Consider the following 20,314-nt stretch of genomic DNA (forward strand, 5'->3'; position numbering starts at 1 on the left):
CGCGTGGAGGAACCATGACCGGCAGGATTCATATCGGCGTCGGCGGCTGGACCTATGAGCCCTGGCGCGGGGTCTTCTACCCCGAGGGCCTGGCGCAGAAACGCGAGCTGGAGTTCGCCAGCCGGCAGCTGACCTCCATCGAGATCAACGGCACCTATTATTCCACCTTCAAGCCAGACAGCTGGATGAAGTGGCGCGACGAGACGCCCGACGGCTTCGTCTTTTCGGTCAAGGCCAGCCGCTATTGCACCAACCGCAAGGCGCTCTCGGATATGGGCGAGAGCATGGGGCGTTTCCTGGATCAGGGCCTGACCCTGCTGGGCGACAAGCTGGGGCCCATCAACTGGCAGTTCATGGGCACGAAGAAGTTCGATCCCGTGGATTTCGAGGGCTTCCTCAAGCTGCTGCCGCCGGAGCGCGACGGTGTTCGCCTGCGCCATGCGCTGGAGGTGCGTCACCCCAGCTTCTGCGACGAAGCCTTCTACGCCCTGGCCGAAAAATACGGCTGCGCCATCGTCTACGCCGAGGACGACGAGGCGCCCGAATGGCCGCGGATCGACCGGCGAACGACAGACTTCACCTATGCCCGCATCATGTCGAGCCGGGAGGATCTTGAGACCGGCCTGACCGATGAGGACCTGGACGCCGTGGCGGCCCGCACGCGCGGCTGGGCCGGGAACGGGGACGTGTTCTGCTACTTCATCTCGGGCGCCAAGGTGCGCAACCCGGCCGCCGCCATGGCCCTGATCGAAAAGATGGCCCGGTGAAGGGCCGGCTCCCCCTCCCGCGCGGCAGGGGGAGCCGCTGAGGCCTAGCCCCGCGGCGGGCGCGGCGGGGCGGGGGGCGCCGGAGGGGCCGGAGGGGCCGGCGGCGCGGGCGGAGCCATGTGCTCGCCTTCCTCGAGGAAGCCGTCGCTGTCGCTGTCCATGGCCTGGAAGTGCTCGCGCATGGGGGCGGTGAACTCTTCCAGCGAGATACGCCCGTCGTTGTTCGCGTCCATGTCCTCGCGGCCGCGGCGGATGATCCGGAGGTCGTGGCGGCCAGGGCCGTCGCCGTCTATCACCACGGGGTCGCCGTCGCGGTGACGCATGACGATGACGTTGTGCTCGCCCGGCGCGCCCTCGGGCATGCGGTGGCGGAACATCATCGGCGCGCGGGGCGCCATCGGTCCGGGTACGCGCATGCGATGGCCGCGCAGGGCGCCGGCGTCGACCGCGCCGTCATGGTCGCTGTCCAGCTGGTCCCAGCGGCGCTGGTGCATGGCCAGGAACTCGTCTCGCGTGATGCGGCCGTCGCCGTTGGCGTCCAGCGGATTGGCCTCGCCGTCGACCTCCTCGCCGTTGATGATGACGCGCTCCACGCGGCGTTCTTGTCCGTCCTGGGCGGTATCGGCCAGGACGGGGCCGGCCACGGCCAGCAGGGAGATCAAGATCAAGGGGCGCATGTCGCTCTCCTCCAAAATGCAGGGGCCTAAAGATCGGCCGCGCCGGGATCAGACCGATCCTGCATTGCAGAAAGATTTCAGCGTTCGGTGCGGCCGCCCCGCCTTTGCCATCTTTGCCTTTGGGTATTTCAATCGTGAAATCCGCCTGAGCGATGCGGGCGCCAAAAGGGATTCCATGGCCATGTCCGCCGCCCCCGCCGATCCGACGACTGACGCTTCCTCCGAAGCGGTCGGGCGGTTGCTCATCGTCGACGACGATCCCGGCATCCGCGAGGTGCTGAGCGAATATCTGGCCCGCCACGGCTTTCAGGTGATGACCGCCGCCGACGCAAGCCAGGCCGAGCCCCTGCTGGACCAGGCCGATCTGGTGGTGCTGGACCTGATGCTGCCGGGCGAGGACGGCCTGTCCATCTGTCGGCGGCTGTCCGCGCGCGGGGTTCCGGTGGTCATGCTCAGCGCCATGGGCGAGGACGTGGACCGTATTGTCGGACTGGAGCTGGGCGCCGACGACTACCTCGGCAAGCCGTGCAATCCGCGCGAGCTGCTGGCGCGGGTGCGGGCGGTTCTGCGTAGACGCGCCGGTTCCTCAGACGGCTCTGCGCCGCCTGTGTTCGCCGCTCCGGCATGCCTGGCCTTCGGCGCCTGGACGCTCGACCTGATGGCCCGCCGTCTCAGCGGCCCCCGGGGAGACACGCCGCTGTCGACCGGTGAGTTCAACCTGCTCAAGACCATGGCCGAACGCCCGCGCCGGGTGCTGACGCGGGACCAGTTGCTCGATCTGTCGCGCGGCGACGCCTGCGATGCCTTTGACCGCGCCATCGACGTGCAGATCAGCCGCCTGAGAAAGAAGCTGGCCGCGGACGGCGGGCAGGACCCGATCCGCACGGTTCGCGGCGTGGGCTACGTGTTCGAGGCCGAGGTGCGCCAGGTCAGGGGCGGCGCATGAGGCCGCGCTTCACCGCCTGGCCGACCTATGCCCAGGTCGCGGCCCTAGTGGCCGCCAGCGTCGCGTTGGGTCAGGCCGTGGCCTTCGCCATCGTCACCCTCGCGCCGCCGCCGCCGCCGCAGGGGGCCACGGTTCCAGAGGTCGCCGCCGCCCTGAGCGCGGGGCTGGACGGGGCCCGGCGCTGGCCGCACATGCGCCTTAGCGTCTCGGACCAGCCTCCGCCGGACAACGGGTCGCGCGATCCGCTGGGCGCCGCCTATGCCCGCGCGGTGGCTGAAGAGCTGGACCTGCCGCCCGCCTCGGTGGTCGTGCGCAGCGCCGATGGGCCGGGCCGCCACGGCTTTGCTTTTAAGCGCCGCGTCGGCGACGTGCACAACGTCATCGTCATGCAGGCGGAGAGCGTGCGCCTGACGCCGCCAGCGCCGCCGCCGGCGCCGCCGGCTCCAGCCCCTGGCGGGGCCCTCCCACCCCCGCCGCCCGCCCCGCCCCGTCCGCCGCTGCCGCCCGAGGTGATCGGCGAACGGGTCCGGCTGGCCGAGACCCTGCTGGTGCGCTCAGGCGTTCGCATCTCGGGCCTCTCCGCCTCGGTGCGGCGGCCGGACGGCCAGTGGCTGACGGCCAGCCCGCGGCCGCCGCTGATCTCGCCCTGGCATGTGCGCATGGGGCTGGGATTCCTTTTGACGACTCTGCTGCTGGGGCCGCTGGCCTGGTGGGTGGCCCGCCGCCTGACCCGCCCGATCCGCGTCTTCGCCGAGGCGGCCGAGCGGCTGGGCGCCGATCCGGCGGCCCCGCCTCTGGCGCTGAGCGGCCCGGCCGAAGTGCGCTCGGCGGCCCGCGCCTTCAACGACATGCAGGCCAAGCTGCAGGCCTATGTGCAGGGACGCACGCGCATGGTGGCCGCCATCGCCCACGACCTGAGAACGCCGCTGACGCGGCTTCGCTTCCGCGCCGAGCAGGCCAGGCCCGGCGTACGCGACAAGATGGCCGCCGACATCGACGAGATGGACCAGATGATCGGCCAGGTGCTGGCCTTCGTGCGCGGCGAGCAGGCCCGCCAGAGCTTTCAGCCCGTCGACCTTGCCGCCCTCGTGCGCGACGTCGTGCAGGGCTTCCGCGACACCGGCGCCGAGGTGCAGGCCGACCTGGTGTCGGAGGCCGTCGTGCCTGGAGACGCCGTGGCTCTGCGCCGCGCCGTGGCCAATCTGATCGACAATGCGGTCAAGTTCGCCGGGCGGGGCCGGGTGCGGCTGGCGTCCGAAGCGGACCAGATCGCCGTCGTCATCGAGGACGAGGGGCCCGGCCTGCCGGACGACGCCCTCGAGGCGGCGCTTGAACCCTTCCAGCGCGGCGATCCCAGCCGCAATCGCGAAACCGGCGGTGTGGGCCTGGGCCTGGCCGTCGCCCAGTCGGTGGCGCGCGCCCACGGCGGCCGTGTCGTCCTGTCCAATCGTTCGCCGCGTGGGCTTGAGGCGCGGCTGATCCTCTCCACGACCCATCCCAAGGAGCATTCATGAGCCGCCACCTGCTGAAGGCCTTCGCCTGCGCCACCGCCCTGCTGGCCGCCATCCCCGCCGAAGCCGGTCCGCGCGAGACCGTCCAGGAGATCGCCGAGGCGATCCGCCACGAGTTCTATGACGCCGCCGCGGCCGCTCGCATCGCCGATGCGCTGGAGGCCGAGGCCGCCCGGGGCGCCTACGACGCCGAGACGGATCCCCGCGACCTGGCGACGGTGCTGACCGGCCGCCTCAAACCTGAAGACCCGCACTTCCAGGTCAACTACGATCCGGTGGGGCATGCGGGCGTGCCAGCGCCGGGCCTGCCCACGCGCCTGACGCCGCCCGAAGCGGCGGCCTTCGACAACAACGGTTTCGCCGAGGTGCGCATCCTGCCGGGCAATCTCGGCTACATCCGCATGAGCCGCTTCGCCAACATCAACTGGGACGATCCCAATGACCCGGCCCGCGCGGCGGCCGACGCGGCTCTGGCGCTTGTGGGCAATACCGAGGCGGTGATCTTCGATCTGCGCGGCAACGGCGGCGGCGCGCCCTCCATGGTCGGGTACCTGTCCAGCGCCTTCGTGGGAGAGCAGGACATTTATAACCGCTTCATCAACCGGCGCGGCGAGGGCGTGGAGCGGCCTCGCGTCTTGTACCCGCGTCCGCGCCTGGACGTGCCCGTCTATATCCTGATCAGCGGACGCTCGGGCTCCGCGGCCGAGGGCTTCCCCTACACGCTCCAGTCGGCGCGGCGGGCCACGATCGTCGGGGAGGCCAGCGGCGGCGCGTCGAATCCCGGCGGGTTCATTCCCTTGAGCGAAGGCTTCGCCGTCTTTGTCTCGCGCGGCACGCCCCGGAACCCCTTTACGGGGACCAACTGGGGCGGCGCAGGCGTGCAGCCCGACATCGCCGCGCCCCAGGACGAAGCCCTGACCGCCGCCCAGCGCGCGGCGCTGGAGCGCACTATCGTCGCCGCCCCGTCGCCAGGCCGGGCCGAGGCTGCGCGCTGGGCTCTGGCGGCGCTGAACCCGGTCAACTTCGATCTGCGGCCCTATGAGGGAACCTATGGTCCGGCGACGGCCGTGGCTGAGGACGATCGGCTGGTGCTGCGCTCGGGCCGGCGCCCGCCGCTGACGCTGATTCCGGTGGAGCCGGACCAGTTCATCCTGAGCGACGATCCCACGGTTCGCTACCGCTTTGAACGCGACGGCGATGGCCGCGTGATCGCCATGGAGCGCCTGTCGCTGTCCGGTCCGTCCGCGCGTACGCGGCGAGTGGACTAGCCGCCGCCCGTCGCGCGGGCGATGACGGTCTGAAGGACCGGATCCTCGCCCGCGCGGCGCTGGGCCAGGGTGGGCGCGATGACCAGATCGGGGGTCACGCCCACCTTCTCCAGCCGCACGCCGCGACCGGTGCGGATGTCACGGATCGACAGGCTGAGTTCGCCGCCGTCGGGCAGGTTGAAATCCTGCGAGGCGATGACCGAGCCGTGGCTGGGCTGGCCCACGACAAGGCCGCGGTCGGTCTCCTGGGCCCAGGCGGCCAGCAGCTCTGAGGCGCTGGCGCTGCCCGGCCCAATGAGGATGTACAGTGGGCCGCGGTAGCCGCCCTGACCTGACGCGGTCATCAGGCGCTGGTTGAACAGTCGGCCGTGCAGAACCGCGTAGGGCGTCGACTGCTCAGCGCTGATCAGGCCCGCGACGCGGCCCAGCACGCTGAGCAGGCCGCCGCCGTTATGGCGCAGGTCCAGAACCAGATAGGCCGGCGGCTCGTCACGCAGGTTGATGGCCTGGTGAACCCAGACCAGAGAGCTCTGGTCGAAGCGCGCGAAGCGCAGATAGAGCCCGCCATCCGGCAGCACGCGCGCCTCGCGCCGGGGCGGGGGCGTCAGAAGGGCGCCGCGCAGCACCTTCTCGATCCGGCGACCGTCCTCGTCCTCGAAGACCACCTGGTCCTCGCGCCCGTCCGCGGCCAGGACGTGGCGTCCGAACGGGGCGCCGTCGACGCTGACGATGCGCCAGCCCACCAGCACGCCCGCCGCTTCGGCGGGGCTGTTGGGGTAGACCTGCTCGACCATCCAGACCTCGCCGTGGCGCTGCAGCTGCAGGCCATAGCTGGCCACGGCCCCTTCGACGCGGATGACCTCGTCGCGGGCGCGGGTCGAGGGCGAGGTGACGTTCGTGTGGTTGTCGTCGAGCAGGGCCAGCATCTGATTGAGGGCCGCGTAGAGCTCGGCTTCGCTCGTGGCCTGCTCGGCCCGCGGGCGGTGTTCGCGCCGCACCGCATCCCAGTCCAGCCCGTGCAGCCGCGCGTCGTAATAGGCCCGGTCCACCGCCCGCCAGACGGCGTCAAAAACCTCAAGATTGACGCGCCGCCTCGCCGCCGAGGCTTCCTCGACCATGATGGGGCGCGGCAGCACGCCCTCGCGCGCCAGCTCAAGGCCGGGCCCGCCTCCGGCGCAGGCTCCGGCGACGAGGGCCGAGGCCAGAAGAAGGGCGCGGAACCGCTTTGAAAACCACATCATGGGGGCCACCTCACCACAGGCCAGAATGGGTCACAATCCGTCGCCGGACGTGAGCCCGCGTGGGCTTGCGATTTGGGAACCTTGGCGGCACAACGCCGCGCAACTCATTCCCCCTTTCAGACGAGGTTTTCCGACATGACCGTTCGCGTCGCCATCAACGGGTTCGGCCGCATCGGCCGCCTGGTCCTGCGCTCCATCGTCGAGCACGGCCGCACCGACATCGAGGTGGTGGCGATCAACGACCTGGGTCCGGTGGCCACCAACGCCCACCTGCTGCGCTATGACAGCGTGCACGGCCGCTTCCCGGGCGAGGTGACGGCGGGCGACGACTGGATCGACGCCGGCATGGGCAAGATGCGCGTCACGGCCATCAAGAACCCGGCCGAGCTGCCGCACAAGGAGCTGGGCGTCGATATCGCCTTTGAGTGCACCGGCATCTTCACGTCCAAGGATAAGGCCTCGGCGCACCTGGACGCCGGCGCCAAGCGTGTGCTGGTCTCGGCCCCCGCCGACAACGCCGACAAGACCATCGTCTATGGCGTCAATCACGACACGCTGACCCGTGACGACGTGGTGGTCTCCAACGCCAGCTGCACCACCAACTGCCTGGCTCCGATCGCCAAGGTGCTGCACGACCTGGTGGGCATCGAGCGCGGCTACATGACCACGATCCACGCCTACACCGGCGACCAGCCCACGCTGGACACCATGCACAAGGATCTCTACCGCGCCCGCGCCGCGGCCCTTTCCATGATCCCCACCTCGACCGGCGCGGCCAAGGCGGTGGGCCTGGTCCTGCCCGAGCTGAAGGGCAAGCTGGACGGCTCCTCGATCCGCGTGCCGACCCCGAACGTATCGGTGGTGGACCTGAAGGTCGTGACCGGCCGCGACACCTCGGTGGACGAGATCAACGCGGCGCTGAAGGCCGCCGCCGACGGCCCGATGAAAGGCGTGCTGGCCACCACCACCGATCCGGTCGTGTCCATGGACATGAACCACATCGCCGCTTCGTCGACCGCCGCCCTGCCGCAGACCCAGGTGATCGAGGGCAAGCTGGCCCGCGTGCTCAGCTGGTATGACAACGAGTGGGGTTTCGCCACGCGCATGAGCGACACCGCCCTAGCGATGGCCAAGCTGATCTAAGCATCCGCGTCTCCTCCCCATCTCTCCGATGGGGAGGGGGACCACCCGTCGCTTCGCGAGCCAAACTTCCCACGAGGGGAGAGGATAAGGGGCGGAACCCATGCACCCCATCCCTGTCCGCTGGCTGATCGGCGCGGTCATGCTGGGGCTGATGAAGCCCCTGATGTTCGCCTTCATGTGGTTTCCAGGCGTGAACGTGGCGGCGTTCCTGCTCTTTCAGCTATCGCCGCTGATCTACGCCGCCATTTATCTCATCGCGGCCCTGCGCCGCCGGGCCCCGATGCTCAGGGCGGGACTTTGGGCGTTGCTGCTGGGCCTCGTCGTCTGGCTGTCGGGCCTGGGCGTCTTCTGGCTGCTCGAGATGGTGGAGTAGCCGACGCGGGCCATCGGTGGAGGCCTAGCGATCCTCCTTCAGTTCGTCCGCCTTCTCGCCGGCGGATCTGGCCCGTTCGCGCCAGTCGCGAGCCATGCGAAGCCAGGTCTCGCGACGTCTGGGATTGCGCTCCTCCTGGGCGCGTCGCTCGCAGGTGCGGGCGTTCTGTAGGTAGGCCGACACAGTCATGGCGCCTGCACAACCCGGCGCCGTCGGCATCGTTTCGGCTGCACCGTAAAAGTCCGAAATTCCTGATCGGTATGTCGATCTTCGTATCTTGCGGGAAAAATCGATCCGGTTTGGATTCCGTATGTTAGGATGCCCCATCGCTGGACGAGAGCCTCGGGTTTTCAGTGACTGAGAGACAGGGGCCCTAAACCGCCTGCGCACTCCCGCCCTAGTCACCGCGAGAGAGTGCGCCATGTCCTATATCTGCTACGTCGAAACCGAAACCAGTCCCGTGCCGCACCTCCAGGCCCTGTCCGCCGACGGACTGGAGGCCGCCCGCGAGGAGGCCATGCGTGTGGCCCGGCTGCACAGCCGGCCGAAGGCGTTGCATCTCTATTTGGGGGATGAGCGTCTGGAGAGCATCCAGCTGGAAGGGCTGCTCGCTCCTTAAGCCCGGAACCTAGCGCGCCGCCTCCGGTTGTCCGCAGGACAAGCGAAGGAGGCTTAGCATGTTCCACGATCCCGCCCGAGACCCCCACCGCCGCGACCGTGATGAGTGGCGCGAGGATCGCTACGACGAACTTCGGTACGATGAACGCCGCGCCCACGAGCGCGGGCCGTGGGATCGCGACGGCGAACCTGATGCTCGCCGCCACGACCATGAGGACTTCCACGCTCGGCCCGAGGGGCCCGTGGGTGGTCCGGCCTGGGGCCAGGACTATGCCCGACGCGACGAGCGACGCGATGATCGCGGCGACGACCGGCGTGAGGCGGCCTACGAGGAGGAGCGTCGCCGTCGCGAGTTCGATTTCGGCCGCACTGATCGCCGCTACAGCCTGGACGACACGCGCCGCCGCCTGCCGCGCGAGGAGACGGAACGCCTGATCGCCTCGGACAAGGTCGAGGGCAGCCCCGTCTTCGACCTGCACGGACGGCGCGTGGGCGAGGTGGCCAACTTCATGGTCGACAAGCGGTCCGGTCGCGTCGAATACGCCGTCGTCCGCGTCCGCGGCGGCCTGCTGCACGGCGAGGCCTGGCGGCCCGTCGAATGGCGCGACCTCACCTTTGATGATCGGCTGGACGGCTATCAGATCGACATGGAGCGCGCGGAACTGCGCGACGCTCGCGATTTCGAGCGCCGGCGCTAACTCAGCTCCTTGGGGGCGCGGATGCGGCGCCAGCGGGCCTCGACGAAGGCGAAGGCGCCGAAGGCCATCAGGCCGGCGGCCAGGGCGCCCAGCACCATCGAGCCGCCCGGCTGGCGCTCCAGCGCCTCCAGCCCGCCGGCGAAGCTGGTCACGGAACCGGCTTCTGCCCGCAGTCCCGCCAGAAGAACGAAGACAGCCAGGGGCAGGTAGGCCAGGCCCCTGGCCCCGTAGCCGGCCCTGGCCAGGGGTTCGGCCCAGCGGCGGGCCCGGTCGCTGCAGTCCAGACCCTCGGTGAAATCCTCACGGAGGGCCCGGATCAGATTGCCCAGGCCGATGGCCAGGATGATCAGCCCGATCAGGATCAGCAGCGCCTCACCGAAGGGCAGGGCCAGGACCTCCGCCGCCTTCTGCTGGTTCTCGGCCGTGTCCTCGGCCTCGGTGCGCCCGCCGTATTCGTCTAGGTACTCGAAGACGGTGGCGGCCAGGACCCCATAGAAAACGCCGGACAGGGCCTGGCCCCCGCGCTTGGCCAGCCCCTTGGCGCCCGTCCCGTGGCGATCAGGGTCGAAGATGGCCTGGATGGCGCGCCACAGGACGAAGGCCCAAAGGCTGATCCCCAAGGCGAGCAGCCAGACCTGGCCATAGGGTTGTCCCGCCAGCCAGCCCGCGGCGCCGCTGGATCCAGCCGCGTCTCTGATGTGATCCGTGGCCGCGAGCAGGGACAGCGCCCCGGCTGACAGATAGACGAAGCCGCGCCCGCCATAGCCCGCCCTGGCCGCCCACTCGACCCACTTGGCCAGCGGCGGCAGGCGCGACGCCCACGGCCACCGGGACTGGACTAGGTGTGTCAGGCGACGCCACGGGCGATGCAGTGCGCGGCTGAGCGCATCCGGCGAGGGCGGGGAGGGCAGGGAAAGACTCAAGCGGCGAACTCCAGGCGTCGCCGTTCAACGCACACAGGCCGAGGGGGCTCCCCCAAAGCATGACGCCGCCTCGGGGCTTTTGTCCTGATCCGGCGCCCGCTAAGGAACCCTTCGCGTGGCCCCGTAGCTCAGCAGGATAGAGCGGCGGTTTCCTAAACCGTAGGTCGGGTGTTCGAGTCACCCCGGGGTCGCCACCCGCGCTCGCGCATTGACCGCGCCCATTACCGCCCGTAACGCACGCCCCATGCTGTCTGGTTTGTCCTCCCTCGCCCATTCGGGCCGCGCCTGGCCTTTTGAACAGGCCCGCAACCTGTTGGCGCGACAGCTGCGGCTGCACCTGACCGAGCCCGCCGCCCGCGACGCGGCCCTGGCCGACATCGCCACGGGGAAGACGGCGGAGGTGCTGAAGCGCCATCCCGAACTGGCGCGTCCCGTACTGTTCGAGACCGGCTACGGCCCCTCGGGCCTGCCGCACATCGGCACCTTTCAGGAGGTGGCGCGCACCACCATGGTGCGCAACGCCTTCCGCGCCCTGACCGACGACGCCTGGCCGACGAGGCTGGTCTGCTTCTCGGACGACATGGACGGCCTGCGCAAGGTGCCGGACAACATTCCTGATCCGCGTGTGCTCGAGGAGGACCTGCACAAGCCCTTGACGGTGGTGCGCGACCCCTTCGGCACACACGACAGCTTCGGCGCCCACAACAACGCGCGGCTGCGCGCCTTCCTGGATCAGTACGGGTTCGACTACGAGTTCGCCTCGGCCACGGACTGCTACCGGTCCGGCCAGTTCGACCCGGTGCTGATCCGGGCGCTCGAGCGGTTCGACGACATCCAGAAGATCATGCTGCCCACTCTGGGGCCGGAGCGGCGCGCCACCTATTCGCCCTTCCTGCCCATCAGCCCAAAGACGGGCCGTGTGCTGCAGGTCCCCACGCTGGAGCGGCATGTCGAGCGCGGCACGATCGTCTTCGAGGACGAGGACGGCTCGCGCGCCGAGGTCCCGGTTACCGGTGGCCACGTCAAGCTGCAGTGGAAGCCCGACTGGGCCATGCGCTGGACGGCGCTGGGCGTCGACTACGAGATGGCCGGCAAGGACCTGATCGACTCGGTCAAGGTCTCGTCCCAGGTCTGTCGCGTGCTGGGCGGAACCCCGCCCGAAGGCTTCAACTACGAGCTCTTCCTGGACGAGCAGGGACAAAAGATCTCCAAGTCCAAGGGCAACGGCCTGACCATGGAGGAGTGGCTGCGCTACGGCGCGCCCGAGAGCCTGGCCTACTACGTCTTCGGCTCGCCCAAGTCGGCCAAGCGGCTCTATTTCGATGTGGTGCCGCGTGCCGCGGACGAATACCTCCAGCAACTGGAGGCCTTCCACCGCCAGGAGCCGGCCCAGCAGATCGAGAACCCCGTCTGGCACGTGCACGGCGGCGCGCCGCCCGTGAAGGCTTCGCCCGTTACTTTCGCGCTGATGCTGAACCTGGCGGCGGTGGCCAACGTCGAGGACAAGGCCGACCTGTGGGGCTTCATCTCGCGCTATCTGCCCGGCGCCACCCCCGAAAGCGAGCCGGTGCTCGACCAGATGGCGGGCTTCGCGCTTAATTACTACGAGGACTTCGTGAAGCCGGCGAAGGCCTATCGCGCGCCCGACGCCAGGGAGAGGGCGGCGTTCGAGGACCTGGCCGCGCGTCTGCGCGCCCTGCCCCGCGACCTCAAGGACGGCGAGACCATCCAGAACGAGGTCTATGCCGTCGGCAAAGAGCACGGCTTCGAGCCCCTGCGCTCGTGGTTCGGCGCGCTTTATGAGGTGCTGTTGGGCCAGCCCCAGGGCCCACGCTTCGGCTCGTTCGCGGCCATCTACGGCCTGTCGCGAACCATCGAGCTGATCGAGAGCGGAGCCCGGGGCGACCTGGCGCCGGGCTGACCTCTACTGGCTGGCCCACAGCACCCGGGCGACCCACAGCACGTCCTTCCGGTCCAGGGTCCGGTCGGGATAGTCCGGGTTCAGGGAGCGCAGGACCAGACGGTTGGCGGTCTGGCGCGCCAACTCCTTGGCCATGACCTCGCCTGCGCGGGTCTTGACCACCACCCGGTCGCCCTTCCTCACCTCGGCCGAGGGATCCACCAGCAGACGGTCGCCGTCGCGATACAGGGGGGCCATCGACTCCCCCGTCACCTCCAGGGCGTAGACGCCTTCGCGCCCCGCGCCGGGCAGTTCGACCCGATCCCAACCCTCGCCCACGGGGAAGCCGGCATCGTCGAAGAAGCCTTCGGACCCGGCCTGGGCCAGGCCGATGAGGGGCGCTCCGCGCGAGGGCGGCCCGTCCTCAGCCAGGCTGGCGAACTCGGCGAAGCTGACGCCCGTGGCCTCTAGCACCTTGGCCAGGCTCTCGCTCGACGGCCAGCGCCGACGGGGTGGCTGGTCCGTCGAGGCGCGCTTGGACGGGTTGAAGCTGGTGGGGTCCAGACCGGCCAGGCGCGCCAGGCCCGACGAGCTCATGGAGAAGCGCGCCGCGAGGCGGTCGATGGCGCGCCATATCTGGCCGTGGCTAAGACTCATGTGGCCCTCGCGGCTAAGGGCGAGGACCATAGGCCAGGGAATAGGAAAATCAACCTAATCCGGTGAGCGCAACGCGCCCCAGGCGATCATCCCCACGACCAAATAAGTGCAGAGCTGAAAGGCGGAATAATAGGCGCCGACCCCAATCCGATCATCTATCGCCGCGAAGACGTGGGAAAGCACGCCGACAAGCTGCGCGCCGGAGGCGAAATAAATCCAGGGGTGCTTGGCCCCCCAGCATAGCCCGGTGAGGGCTAGCAGTAGAATCACGTCCACCAACAGAACGCCCGTTTGGATGCCCGACAACTGTGTGATGTCTTGCAGTAAAATTGAGCCGACCCAGGCGAAGGCGTAGGCCAGCGCAGCGGCTCTGACCCTGGCATCGCCCCTTATGAAGGCGAGCGCCAGCACTGCGGCCACCAAGACTGCCGCAATTCGCGCCGGCCAAGTCTCAAGCATCGGATACTACAGTCTAAACTGAGCCTTGCTGGCGTCCCTCTCAGCATTAGCCAAGAAGGCGCCTACAGCCAGCGCGCCGAGGACACCGTAACTCGCGACAGCGAGGGCGGTGCGATAATTAAAGACGGACGGCGTCATCCCGATGAACACTGACACATAGGCGAGTAGTCCAATCAACTGGAATGCCGCAGCCCACATTGGCCAAGCTATTCGGTACCGAAGCGACAAGCCGACCAACAAGACGAAGACCACCACGTCTAAGGCGAACACCGGGTAGAGGTGGTTGCTCCATCCCGAGTACGACGAGAGGACCATGGAGGCGATCCAAATCAAGAAGTAGCCTGCAGCTGCGGCCTTCTCCGGATCTCCGCCCTTCCACAGGGCATAGCCGCAGACCAAAACGACCGCTATCGCTCCGAGTTGGCTGTAGAGTGTTTCAAACACAGAATCGCCCCCGAGATGGACCCCGGGGGCGCACGCCGCCGAGACCGGCGATACCCTGCCATCAGTTAACCAAGGAAGTCCTAATCCCCCAGGACCTCGCAAGGCGGGGGGAATAGGGGCGCACCGACGGCGCGCCCCTAGAATTCCCTTAGCGCGAGGCGGCGACCCGCAGGACGCGATCGGCGCTGCCGCCCACCGGGATGGTGTGATCATCCGGCTTGTCGAGCGGACCAAGCGCGAACACGCCGAGGCCCATCTTGCGGTGCGTCTTGGCCAGCTCGCCGTGAGCGGCGACGACGGCCTCGCGGGCTTCGCCGAGAGCGGCGACCGCCGCCATGACCTTGGCCTGGGCTTCGGCGCCCACGACCGGCGACAGCTTCGCAGCGGCGCGGCCCTCGATCATCTTGGTCACCAGGCCGGTGGCCTGCACGATCGCGGCGTCGACGGCCTGTTCGGTGGCGAACAGCTCGTCAGCAACAGCCTTTACAACTTCAACTCGGTCCATCGGACACCCCACACGTGAACATTAAGGAATCCTTAACACCTCAGGTTGGGTTTTGGTAGATGGAATCTTAAGATCGAAGCTTAACGCCTCGAGCCGCCTGTATTGCGATCTAGGCCCTTGAGTTTCCATAAGACTCATTCCCACCGCCCGCGTCAGGCCGCCGTCTGAAAGCCCGTCGCCGTGGGACTTCGCAGGGTCGGCGACCCGTCCGTCAATCGACCATGAAGTGGGCGTGGAGCAGGGCGATTGGGCGGGAGGCGCTGTCCTGCCACGCCTCGACCTGAACGTTTGCGATCCGCCGCCCGGAACGCTTCACGTGGGCGCGGGCCAGAACTTCGCGGCCGCCCCGTCCGGCGCGCAGGTAGGCCACCGTGAGGTTGATGGGGCGGGGCGAGCCCGCGCCCGCCCGCCATAGCTGGGCCGTCGCCGTCAACTCCAGGAAAGCAGAGACGGCCCCGCCATGCAGAGCGGGAATCATTGGGTTGCCGATCAGATGGGGCGCCACCGGCAGCCGCCCGAGCACGCCCTGCTCGTCTTCAGTGAACGTCACGCCCAGAAAGCGTGCGTAGGGCGTCTGATCCACAAAGGCGTCGAGAGTGCGGTCGCTCATGATCGATCCGCCGCCGTGTCGGGACTGGTTGCAGCGCCCAGGGCGAAGGCGGCCTGAACGGCGGCGACGGGCTCGTCCGGCGTGCTGGCGAAGGCCGTGGCGCGCACGAAGGCGATCGACCGTGTGCGCCGGTAGCAAAGCGCCTCCGCAAGGAGGTCTCCGCCTGGGTCGGCGGCCCGAAGATAGTCGATGCGCAGATCGAGCGTGGCGATGGGCGCGTAGCCGCCCATGTCGGCCCAGACGGACAGCCCCGCGCAATGGTCCAGCAGGGCTGTTACGGCGCCGCCGGCCAGAATCCGGTCCTGACCACCGCAAAGATCCTCGCGCCAGGGCAGGCGCAAGCGCACCGCGCGCGCCCGCACGCCTTCGAATCGCAGATCCAGGGCCTGGGTGTGCGGCGCCGCCGAGGTCAGCCGCTCGAGCAGGGCGGGCAGTTCCTCAGCGCTGGCGGGCAGAAAGACATCGGCCATGACCCGCGCTTAAGCAGCCCGGGATCGCATCGCAAGGCCGAGAGCTTATATGGGGGTGATGCGGCCCCAGGACCTGCTCCAGCCAAGGCCCGAGGGCCTCTACTGTTCGCCCGGCGACTTCTACATCGATCCGGTGCGTCCCACGCCGCGGGCGGTGGTGACCCACGGCCATTCTGATCATGCGCGGTCAGGCCACGGCATCGTGCTGGCGACGCCAGAGACCCTAGCCATAATGACGGAACGCTACGGCGCCGACTTCGCCCAGGGCCGGCAGCCGGTGGCCTACGGGGAGCGCGTGGACCGGGACGGCGTCGAAATTTCGCTGGCGCCGGCGGGGCACGTGCTGGGTTCGGCCCAGGCGGTGCTGCGCTGGCGCGGCTTCACCGCCGTGGTTTCCGGCGACTACAAGCGCCGCCGTGACCCGACCTGCAAGGGCTTCGAACCTGTCCAGTGCGATCTGTTCGTGAGCGAGGCGACCTTCGGCCTGCCCGTCTTTCGCCACCCGCCCGACACGGAAGAGATCGCCAGGCTGCTGCACTCGGTCCGCCAGTTTCCTGAGCGGGCCCATCTGGTCGGCGCCTACGCCCTGGGAAAAGCGCAGAGGTTGATCCGGCTGCTGCGCGAAGCGGGATGGGAGCGGCCCATCTACATTCATGGCGCGATGCAGAGGCTGTGCGCCCTGTATGAAGACCTGGGCGTTGAACTGGGCCCACTCGAGCCCGCCACGGCCGAGCGGGGCGGTGATCTGGCCGGGGAGATCGTGATCTGCCCGCCGTCAGCTCTCCAGGAAAAATGGTCACGGCGGTTCGCCGATCCCGTCACGGCCTTCGCTTCTGGCTGGATGAGCGTGCGCGCCCGCGCCCGCCAGCGCGGCGTCGAACTGCCTTTGGTCATGTCCGACCACGCCGATTGGGACGAATTGATCAGCACCTTTCGAGAGCTTCCCGAGGCGCTGCTGTGGATCACCCATGGGCGCGAAGATGGGCTGCTGCGCTGGGCTGAGTTGGAAGGGCGAAAGGCGCAGGCCTTGCGATTATCAGGGTACGAAGACGAGGAGGATTGACGAAAGCCGTTCTGCAGCCGAGGGTTGAGGGTCGCCTGCAGGAGAGAAAACATGCTTTGGTTCATCGCAGCGGTCGCGCTGCAGACGGCCCCGGCGACGGTGGAACAGGTTCCCGATCAGGCGGCTCAGGCGCCAGCTCAAGTAGGCGCAGTAGAGGAAGCGGATTCGGCGGCTCGCCCCGGGCTGGATCCCAACCGCGAAGTTTGCCGGCGATTTCGCGTGCCCGGCTCGCGAGTCAATCGGCATATCGTCTGCCTGAGCGCGGCGGAATGGGAACGCAATCGGCGCGAGGCGCAACAGCTCACGCGTCGCCTGCAGGAATATCCGCAGAATCATCCGAACGACAGCCGCACGGGCTAGGAGCGATTATCCGGCCTTGCGCGCAGCGGGCTGCTGGGCGACCTCAGGGGCCTGAAGCGCCGCGTTCATGGCCTGACGGAGCCGCTCAGGCTTGATCGGCTTTTCCACCACGGCGGCCATGCCGACCGACAGGTAGTGGGCTGCGTCATCCGGGTCGGCGTTCGCCGTCAGGGCGATGATCGGCGTGCGTCCCACCGCGCCGGGCAGGGCGCGGATGGCCTGTGTCGCCTGAACGCCGTCCATGCGGGGCATCTTGATGTCCATCAGGATCAGGTCGAAGCCGCGCAACTGCACGATTTCGAGCGCCTCCTGTCCGTCCTCGGCGCATTCGGAGGTGCAGCCGAACATCTCGCACAGGGCCTGGGCCACGACGCGGTTGGTGGCGTTGTCGTCGACGATCAGAATGTGTGGCTGGGACTGGAGCTCCAGTTCCGCGAGGGCTGCGACGTTGCCCGCCGGCTGAGCCTCCACTTTGGCCGCGGGAAGCTCCAGCTCGAAAGCGACGGTGGCGCCCTTGCCGGGGTGACGCTCAACGAGAAGCTGGCTCCCCATGGCCGCGATGATCTCCCGCGAGAGAGAGACGCCGGAGGAATCCGGATGTCCTTCGCCGGGCATGGCGCCGTTGTGACGCACGCTGGCGCGCAGGATGACCTGTTTGCCGGTGAGCGAGGCGCGCAGGCCGCACTCCACCACGCCCTCGCGAGCATAGCGCAAGGCTTCGGCCACCAGGCAGTTCAACACCTGCTGCAGGCGGGCGCTGTCGACCTCGGCGGCCAGCTCAGTGTCGCCTTCATAGCTGGCGATCAGAGTGATGCTGTCACGGGCGGCGGCGGCTCTCCACGCCTGCTGCACCTCGTCCACGACTTCGCGCAGGACGGTGATCTGCGGCTTGAGATTGAGATCGCCGGCCCGAATGCGGACCAGATCAAGATTGTTCAGGGCGATGCGCTGCGCGCTCTCCGCGGCGTCGACGATGGTCTGCACGTAGGCGCGGGCGTCGCCGTTCAGGGGCTGGCGCTTGAGAAGGTCGGCAACCGCGATGATGCCACCCAGCGGGGTGCGCACCTCCTCGACCGCCTGGCTGATCGCCTTGAGATCCAGGCCGCGCGGTTGCGGCCGCGTCTGGCGCGAGGCGAACATGAGCAGCGAAAGCCCGCAGCCGACGCCCAGATAGTAACCCTTGTCGGTCACGATGAAGCCGCGCCGCAGGTCTTCCGGCCGCTGGCTGGAGTCCCCGCTGGAGATGGCGGCCATCTGGACGTCGGCCTCGACGATCAGCGGCTCGTCCGCGACCAGGCCGCCGGCCGGGCTGGCCAGCAGTTGGGCGCCGGTTTGAGCGTCCGCGGCCTTCACGAGAAAGGCGTCGCGCTCGATCAGGCCCAAGGGCCGCCCGTGATCAACCACGGGCAGCACAAGACAGTTCGGTTCTGATTGGAATCGAGCGAGGGCGTCGGCGCCCGTGGCCTCGGGACCCAAGGGTACGCAGGGTTCGGCCAGTACTCTGATGGTCGGCATGACTAAAGCCGAGCTCCTCGTCTTGGAGCCTGACCTTATCCACAACCCCTTTTCGGAACCGTTAAAGCGCCGCGTTTGCTGCAACCCAGCCTAGAAACGTCGGATTGGATCCGACGGTTGAGACCGGCAACGCCACGGCGCAGGGGGTGTCGTAGGGGTGCTCGCCGATCAGTCGCTCCGTCAGGCTGGGGCTGAGCGCCGCCGTCGTCTTGAGGATCATCACCGTCTCGGCCGCGCGTTCGACGGCGCCTTCCCAGCGATAGATGGAGCGCATGCCCGAGATCACGTTGGCGCAGGCGGCCAGCCGCTCGGCCACGGCGAGAGCCCCGAAAGCCTCAGCGGTTTCGGCGTTGGGCCAAGTGGTGTAAAGCAGCACCACCTCGTCATCCATTGCAGCACCTCTTTCCATGCGCGCGGCCCGCGGCCGACCGCAGGGTCGTCATGAGCGAAACCCCGTCAACCCCTGTCGAAAACGGCTCTGCCCTGGTCCTGTTCTCGGGCGGCCAGGATTCCGCCGTATGCCTGGCCTGGGCGCTGGAGCGGTATGGGCGCGTGGAGACCGTCGGCTTCGACTACGGCCAGAGGCACGGCGTGGAAATGGACGCGCGCCTGGCGGTCCGTGACGGTATGGCGGACCTCAAGCCGGAATGGGCGGAGCGGCTGGGGCCGGATCATGTCCTGGACCTGCGCGGCTTCGGCGCCATTGGCGAGACGGCCATGACCACGGACCGCCACATTGAGACCGACGAGCGCGGCCTGCCGACGACCTTCGTGCCGGGGCGGAACCTGATCTTCTTCACCTATGCGTCGGCCCTGGCCGACCGGCGGGGGATCGTGAACCTCGTGGGCGGCATGTGCGAGACGGACTTCTCGGGCTATCCGGACTGCCGCCGCGACACGCTGGACGCCATGGAGCGGGCGCTGCGGCTGGGACTGGCCCGCGATCTGCGGATCGAGACGCCCCTGATGCGCCTGACCAAGGCCGAAACCTGGGCCCTGGCCCATGATTTGGGCGGCGACCCGCTGATCGATCTGGTCCTCGAGGATAGCCATACCTGCTATCTGGGCGAGCGGGGCCGGCGTCATGCGTGGGGCTATGGGTGCGGAGCCTGCCCCGCCTGCGAGCTGCGCGCGCGCGGTTGGGCGGAATGGACGGCCCGCCGATGACCTATGCGGTGAAAGAGCTGTTCCTGACCGTTCAGGGCGAAGGCGGCCAGGCCGGGCGCGTGGCGGTGTTCCTGCGCTTTTCGGGCTGCAATCTATGGAGCGGTCGCGAGCAGGACCGGGCGAGTGCGGCTTGTGACTTCTGCGACACGGATTTCGTCGGCGTCGACGGGGAGGGGGGCGGCAAGTTCGGTTCGGCCGATGAGTTGGCCGACGCGGCGGCGGCCCTCTGGAAGGGCGGGAAGTCCGAGCGGCTGGTGGTCTGCACCGGCGGCGAGCCTCTGTTGCAGCTCGATCCACCTCTGATCACGGCGCTCAAGGCGCGCGGGTTCTCCATCGCGGTCGAGACCAACGGCACCATCGCGGCGCCGGAAGGCGTCGACTGGATCTGTGTCAGTCCCAAGGGCCGGAACCGCGTCGTGCAGACCCGGGGTCAGGAGCTGAAGCTGGTCTTCCCCCAGGCCGGCGTCGACCCCGCAGCCTTCGAAGGTCTCGCCTTCGAACGGTTCTGGCTGCAGCCCATGGACGGTCCGGCGCGTGAGGCGAACACCGCCGCCGCCGTCGCCTACTGCCTCGCCCATCCACGCTGGCGCCTCAGCGTCCAGACCCACAAGTACATCGGCGTGAAATGACCCCACGTTTCGAGATCACCAAGGCGGCCACCTTTGATGCGGCCCACCACTTTCCCACGGAGCCCGAGGGAAGCCCCTACCGCGGGTTGCACGGCCATTCCTTCATGGTCGAGGCCACGGTGCGGGGCGAGGCGCTGGACGAGGCGCACGGCTGGGTCGCCGATCTGGGCGCGCTGGAGGCGGCGCTGAAGGCGGCGGCGGCCGAACTGGATCACGGTCTGCTCAACGAAAAGCCGGGCCTGGAGCTTCCCAGCCTGGAGCACCTGTGCCTGTGGTTCGCCCGCCGTTTGCGCCCGGAATGGCCCGGCCTATGCCGCGTGGCGGTTTCCCGTCCGACCATCCACGAGCGCTGCGTGGTCGATCTCTGAGG

The 20,314-nt window shown here is 68.6% G+C and carries 26 protein-coding genes and 1 tRNA gene; 15 read left to right on the top strand and 12 right to left on the bottom strand.

Features of this window, described 5'->3' with window-relative positions; all coding sequences use genetic code 11:
- Nucleotides 1-14 precede the first annotated feature (14 nt).
- The gene (locus Q0812_RS09385; RefSeq protein WP_302110062.1) at nt 15-767 is read left to right on the top strand and encodes a DUF72 domain-containing protein; all 753 of its coding nucleotides are present in this window, start codon (nt 15-17) and stop codon (nt 765-767) included.
- 44 nt (nt 768-811) lie between these two features.
- Here the strand turns inward: Q0812_RS09385 and Q0812_RS09390 are convergent, their stop codons facing one another.
- The gene (locus Q0812_RS09390; RefSeq protein WP_302110063.1) at nt 812-1,444 is read right to left on the bottom strand and encodes an EF-hand domain-containing protein; all 633 of its coding nucleotides are present in this window, start codon (nt 1,442-1,444) and stop codon (nt 812-814) included.
- A gap of 175 nt (nt 1,445-1,619) precedes the next feature.
- Here Q0812_RS09390 and Q0812_RS09395 point away from each other — a divergent pair, with 175 nt between their 5' ends.
- Genes Q0812_RS09395 through Q0812_RS09405 form a run of 3 tightly spaced genes read left to right on the top strand, consistent with a single transcriptional unit; the run spans nt 1,620 to nt 5,169 of the window.
- Nucleotides 1,620-2,390, top strand: a complete 771-nt coding sequence (locus tag Q0812_RS09395) for a response regulator (protein WP_425281561.1) — start codon at nt 1,620-1,622, stop codon at nt 2,388-2,390.
- A complete protein-coding gene (locus Q0812_RS09400; protein WP_302110064.1) occupies nt 2,387-3,904 on the top strand; it encodes an ATP-binding protein in 1,518 nt (505 codons plus the stop codon). Before Q0812_RS09395 ends, Q0812_RS09400 begins: the two co-directional genes overlap by 4 nt.
- Nucleotides 3,901-5,169: a S41 family peptidase gene (locus Q0812_RS09405; RefSeq protein ID WP_302110065.1), complete on the top strand. Its 1,269-nt coding sequence runs from the start codon at nt 3,901-3,903 to the stop codon at nt 5,167-5,169. Before Q0812_RS09400 ends, Q0812_RS09405 begins: the two co-directional genes overlap by 4 nt.
- On the opposite strand, the gene Q0812_RS09410 is transcribed toward Q0812_RS09405, so the two are convergent.
- Nucleotides 5,166-6,410 carry a S41 family peptidase gene (locus Q0812_RS09410; RefSeq protein WP_302110066.1) on the bottom strand — a complete coding sequence of 415 codons (1,245 nt, stop codon included), beginning with the start codon at nt 6,408-6,410 and terminating at the stop codon, nt 5,166-5,168. The genes Q0812_RS09405 and Q0812_RS09410 overlap by 4 nt on opposite strands.
- A gap of 135 nt (nt 6,411-6,545) precedes the next feature.
- Between Q0812_RS09410 and gap the strand changes: the two genes are divergently transcribed.
- Nucleotides 6,546-7,553, top strand: a complete 1,008-nt coding sequence (gene gap / locus Q0812_RS09415) for a type I glyceraldehyde-3-phosphate dehydrogenase (RefSeq protein WP_302110067.1) — start codon at nt 6,546-6,548, stop codon at nt 7,551-7,553.
- A gap of 100 nt (nt 7,554-7,653) precedes the next feature.
- Complete coding sequence (locus Q0812_RS09420) at nt 7,654-7,926, top strand: hypothetical protein (protein WP_302110068.1); 273 nt, start codon at nt 7,654-7,656, stop codon at nt 7,924-7,926.
- Between the two features lie 24 nt (nt 7,927-7,950).
- On the opposite strand, the gene Q0812_RS09425 is transcribed toward Q0812_RS09420, so the two are convergent.
- Entirely contained in the window at nt 7,951-8,115 is a 165-nt protein-coding gene (locus Q0812_RS09425) for a hypothetical protein (RefSeq protein ID WP_302110069.1), read from the bottom strand.
- Nucleotides 8,116-8,347: 232 nt separating this feature from the next.
- On the opposite strand from Q0812_RS09425, the gene Q0812_RS09430 reads away from it, so the two are divergent.
- Complete coding sequence (locus Q0812_RS09430) at nt 8,348-8,545, top strand: hypothetical protein (RefSeq protein WP_302110070.1); 198 nt, start codon at nt 8,348-8,350, stop codon at nt 8,543-8,545.
- 58 nt (nt 8,546-8,603) lie between these two features.
- The gene (locus tag Q0812_RS09435) at nt 8,604-9,242 is read left to right on the top strand and encodes a PRC-barrel domain-containing protein (RefSeq protein ID WP_302110071.1); all 639 of its coding nucleotides are present in this window, start codon (nt 8,604-8,606) and stop codon (nt 9,240-9,242) included.
- Here the strand turns inward: Q0812_RS09435 and Q0812_RS09440 are convergent.
- Entirely contained in the window at nt 9,239-10,165 is a 927-nt protein-coding gene (locus Q0812_RS09440; RefSeq protein ID WP_302110072.1) for a DUF1206 domain-containing protein, read from the bottom strand. The two genes, Q0812_RS09435 and Q0812_RS09440, sit on opposite strands and share 4 nt — an antisense overlap.
- Before the next feature lie 117 nt (nt 10,166-10,282).
- Between Q0812_RS09440 and Q0812_RS09445 the strand changes: the two genes are divergently transcribed.
- Both Q0812_RS09445 and Q0812_RS09450 read left to right on the top strand, forming a co-directional pair.
- Nucleotides 10,283-10,359, top strand: a tRNA-Arg gene (locus Q0812_RS09445).
- Nucleotides 10,360-10,409: 50 nt separating this feature from the next.
- A complete protein-coding gene (locus tag Q0812_RS09450; RefSeq protein WP_302110073.1) occupies nt 10,410-12,086 on the top strand; it encodes a lysine--tRNA ligase in 1,677 nt (558 codons plus the stop codon).
- Nucleotides 12,087-12,089: 3 nt separating this feature from the next.
- Here the strand turns inward: Q0812_RS09450 and Q0812_RS09455 are convergent, their stop codons facing one another.
- From Q0812_RS09455 to Q0812_RS09480, 6 genes are all read right to left on the bottom strand, one after another.
- On the bottom strand, nt 12,090-12,752 hold the full coding sequence (locus Q0812_RS09455) for a S24 family peptidase (protein WP_302110074.1): 663 nt from the start codon (nt 12,750-12,752) through the stop codon (nt 12,090-12,092).
- 24 nt (nt 12,753-12,776) lie between these two features.
- Entirely contained in the window at nt 12,777-13,142 is a 366-nt protein-coding gene (locus tag Q0812_RS09460; protein ID WP_302110075.1) for a hypothetical protein, read from the bottom strand.
- Between the two features lie 45 nt (nt 13,143-13,187).
- Nucleotides 13,188-13,625 carry a hypothetical protein gene (locus tag Q0812_RS09465; RefSeq protein ID WP_302110076.1) on the bottom strand — a complete coding sequence of 146 codons (438 nt, stop codon included), beginning with the start codon at nt 13,623-13,625 and terminating at the stop codon, nt 13,188-13,190.
- A 148-nt stretch (nt 13,626-13,773) separates the two neighbouring features.
- Nucleotides 13,774-14,130, bottom strand: coding sequence for a hypothetical protein (locus Q0812_RS09470; RefSeq protein ID WP_302110077.1), 357 nt, complete (start codon nt 14,128-14,130; stop codon nt 13,774-13,776).
- A gap of 211 nt (nt 14,131-14,341) precedes the next feature.
- A complete protein-coding gene (locus tag Q0812_RS09475; RefSeq protein WP_302110078.1) occupies nt 14,342-14,740 on the bottom strand; it encodes a PaaI family thioesterase in 399 nt (132 codons plus the stop codon).
- Complete coding sequence (locus Q0812_RS09480; RefSeq protein WP_302110079.1) at nt 14,737-15,210, bottom strand: PaaI family thioesterase; 474 nt, start codon at nt 15,208-15,210, stop codon at nt 14,737-14,739. The genes Q0812_RS09475 and Q0812_RS09480 overlap by 4 nt, the downstream gene beginning before the upstream one ends.
- A 58-nt stretch (nt 15,211-15,268) precedes the next feature.
- Here Q0812_RS09480 and Q0812_RS09485 point away from each other — a divergent pair, with 58 nt between their 5' ends.
- Nucleotides 15,269-16,273 carry a ligase-associated DNA damage response exonuclease gene (locus Q0812_RS09485; protein ID WP_425281562.1) on the top strand — a complete coding sequence of 335 codons (1,005 nt, stop codon included), beginning with the start codon at nt 15,269-15,271 and terminating at the stop codon, nt 16,271-16,273.
- Between the two features lie 51 nt (nt 16,274-16,324).
- Nucleotides 16,325-16,633, top strand: coding sequence for a hypothetical protein (locus tag Q0812_RS09490; RefSeq protein WP_302110081.1), 309 nt, complete (start codon nt 16,325-16,327; stop codon nt 16,631-16,633).
- Nucleotides 16,634-16,639: 6 nt separating this feature from the next.
- Here Q0812_RS09490 and Q0812_RS09495 read toward each other — a convergent pair whose 3' ends face one another.
- Together Q0812_RS09495 and cutA are read right to left on the bottom strand one after the other, a co-directional pair.
- Nucleotides 16,640-18,148, bottom strand: coding sequence for a response regulator (locus Q0812_RS09495; protein WP_302110082.1), 1,509 nt, complete (start codon nt 18,146-18,148; stop codon nt 16,640-16,642).
- 61 nt (nt 18,149-18,209) lie between these two features.
- A complete protein-coding gene (gene cutA / locus Q0812_RS09500; protein WP_302110083.1) occupies nt 18,210-18,539 on the bottom strand; it encodes a divalent-cation tolerance protein CutA in 330 nt (109 codons plus the stop codon).
- Between the two features lie 50 nt (nt 18,540-18,589).
- Here cutA and queC point away from each other — a divergent pair, with 50 nt between their 5' ends.
- From queC to Q0812_RS09515, 3 genes are read left to right on the top strand one after another with little or no spacing between them, the layout of a single operon-like run.
- Nucleotides 18,590-19,315, top strand: a complete 726-nt coding sequence (gene queC, locus Q0812_RS09505) for a 7-cyano-7-deazaguanine synthase QueC (protein WP_302110084.1) — start codon at nt 18,590-18,592, stop codon at nt 19,313-19,315.
- Nucleotides 19,312-19,944, top strand: coding sequence for a 7-carboxy-7-deazaguanine synthase (queE, locus tag Q0812_RS09510; protein WP_302110085.1), 633 nt, complete (start codon nt 19,312-19,314; stop codon nt 19,942-19,944). Before queC ends, queE begins: the two co-directional genes overlap by 4 nt.
- Nucleotides 19,941-20,312 (top strand): 6-carboxytetrahydropterin synthase, encoded by a 372-nt coding sequence (locus tag Q0812_RS09515; protein ID WP_302110086.1) that lies wholly within the window; start codon nt 19,941-19,943, stop codon nt 20,310-20,312. The genes queE and Q0812_RS09515 overlap by 4 nt, the downstream gene beginning before the upstream one ends.
- Nucleotides 20,313-20,314 lie beyond the last annotated feature (2 nt).

The organism is Peiella sedimenti, from assembly GCF_030504955.1.
GTDB classification, from domain to species: domain Bacteria; phylum Pseudomonadota; class Alphaproteobacteria; order Caulobacterales; family Caulobacteraceae; genus Brevundimonas; species Brevundimonas sedimenti.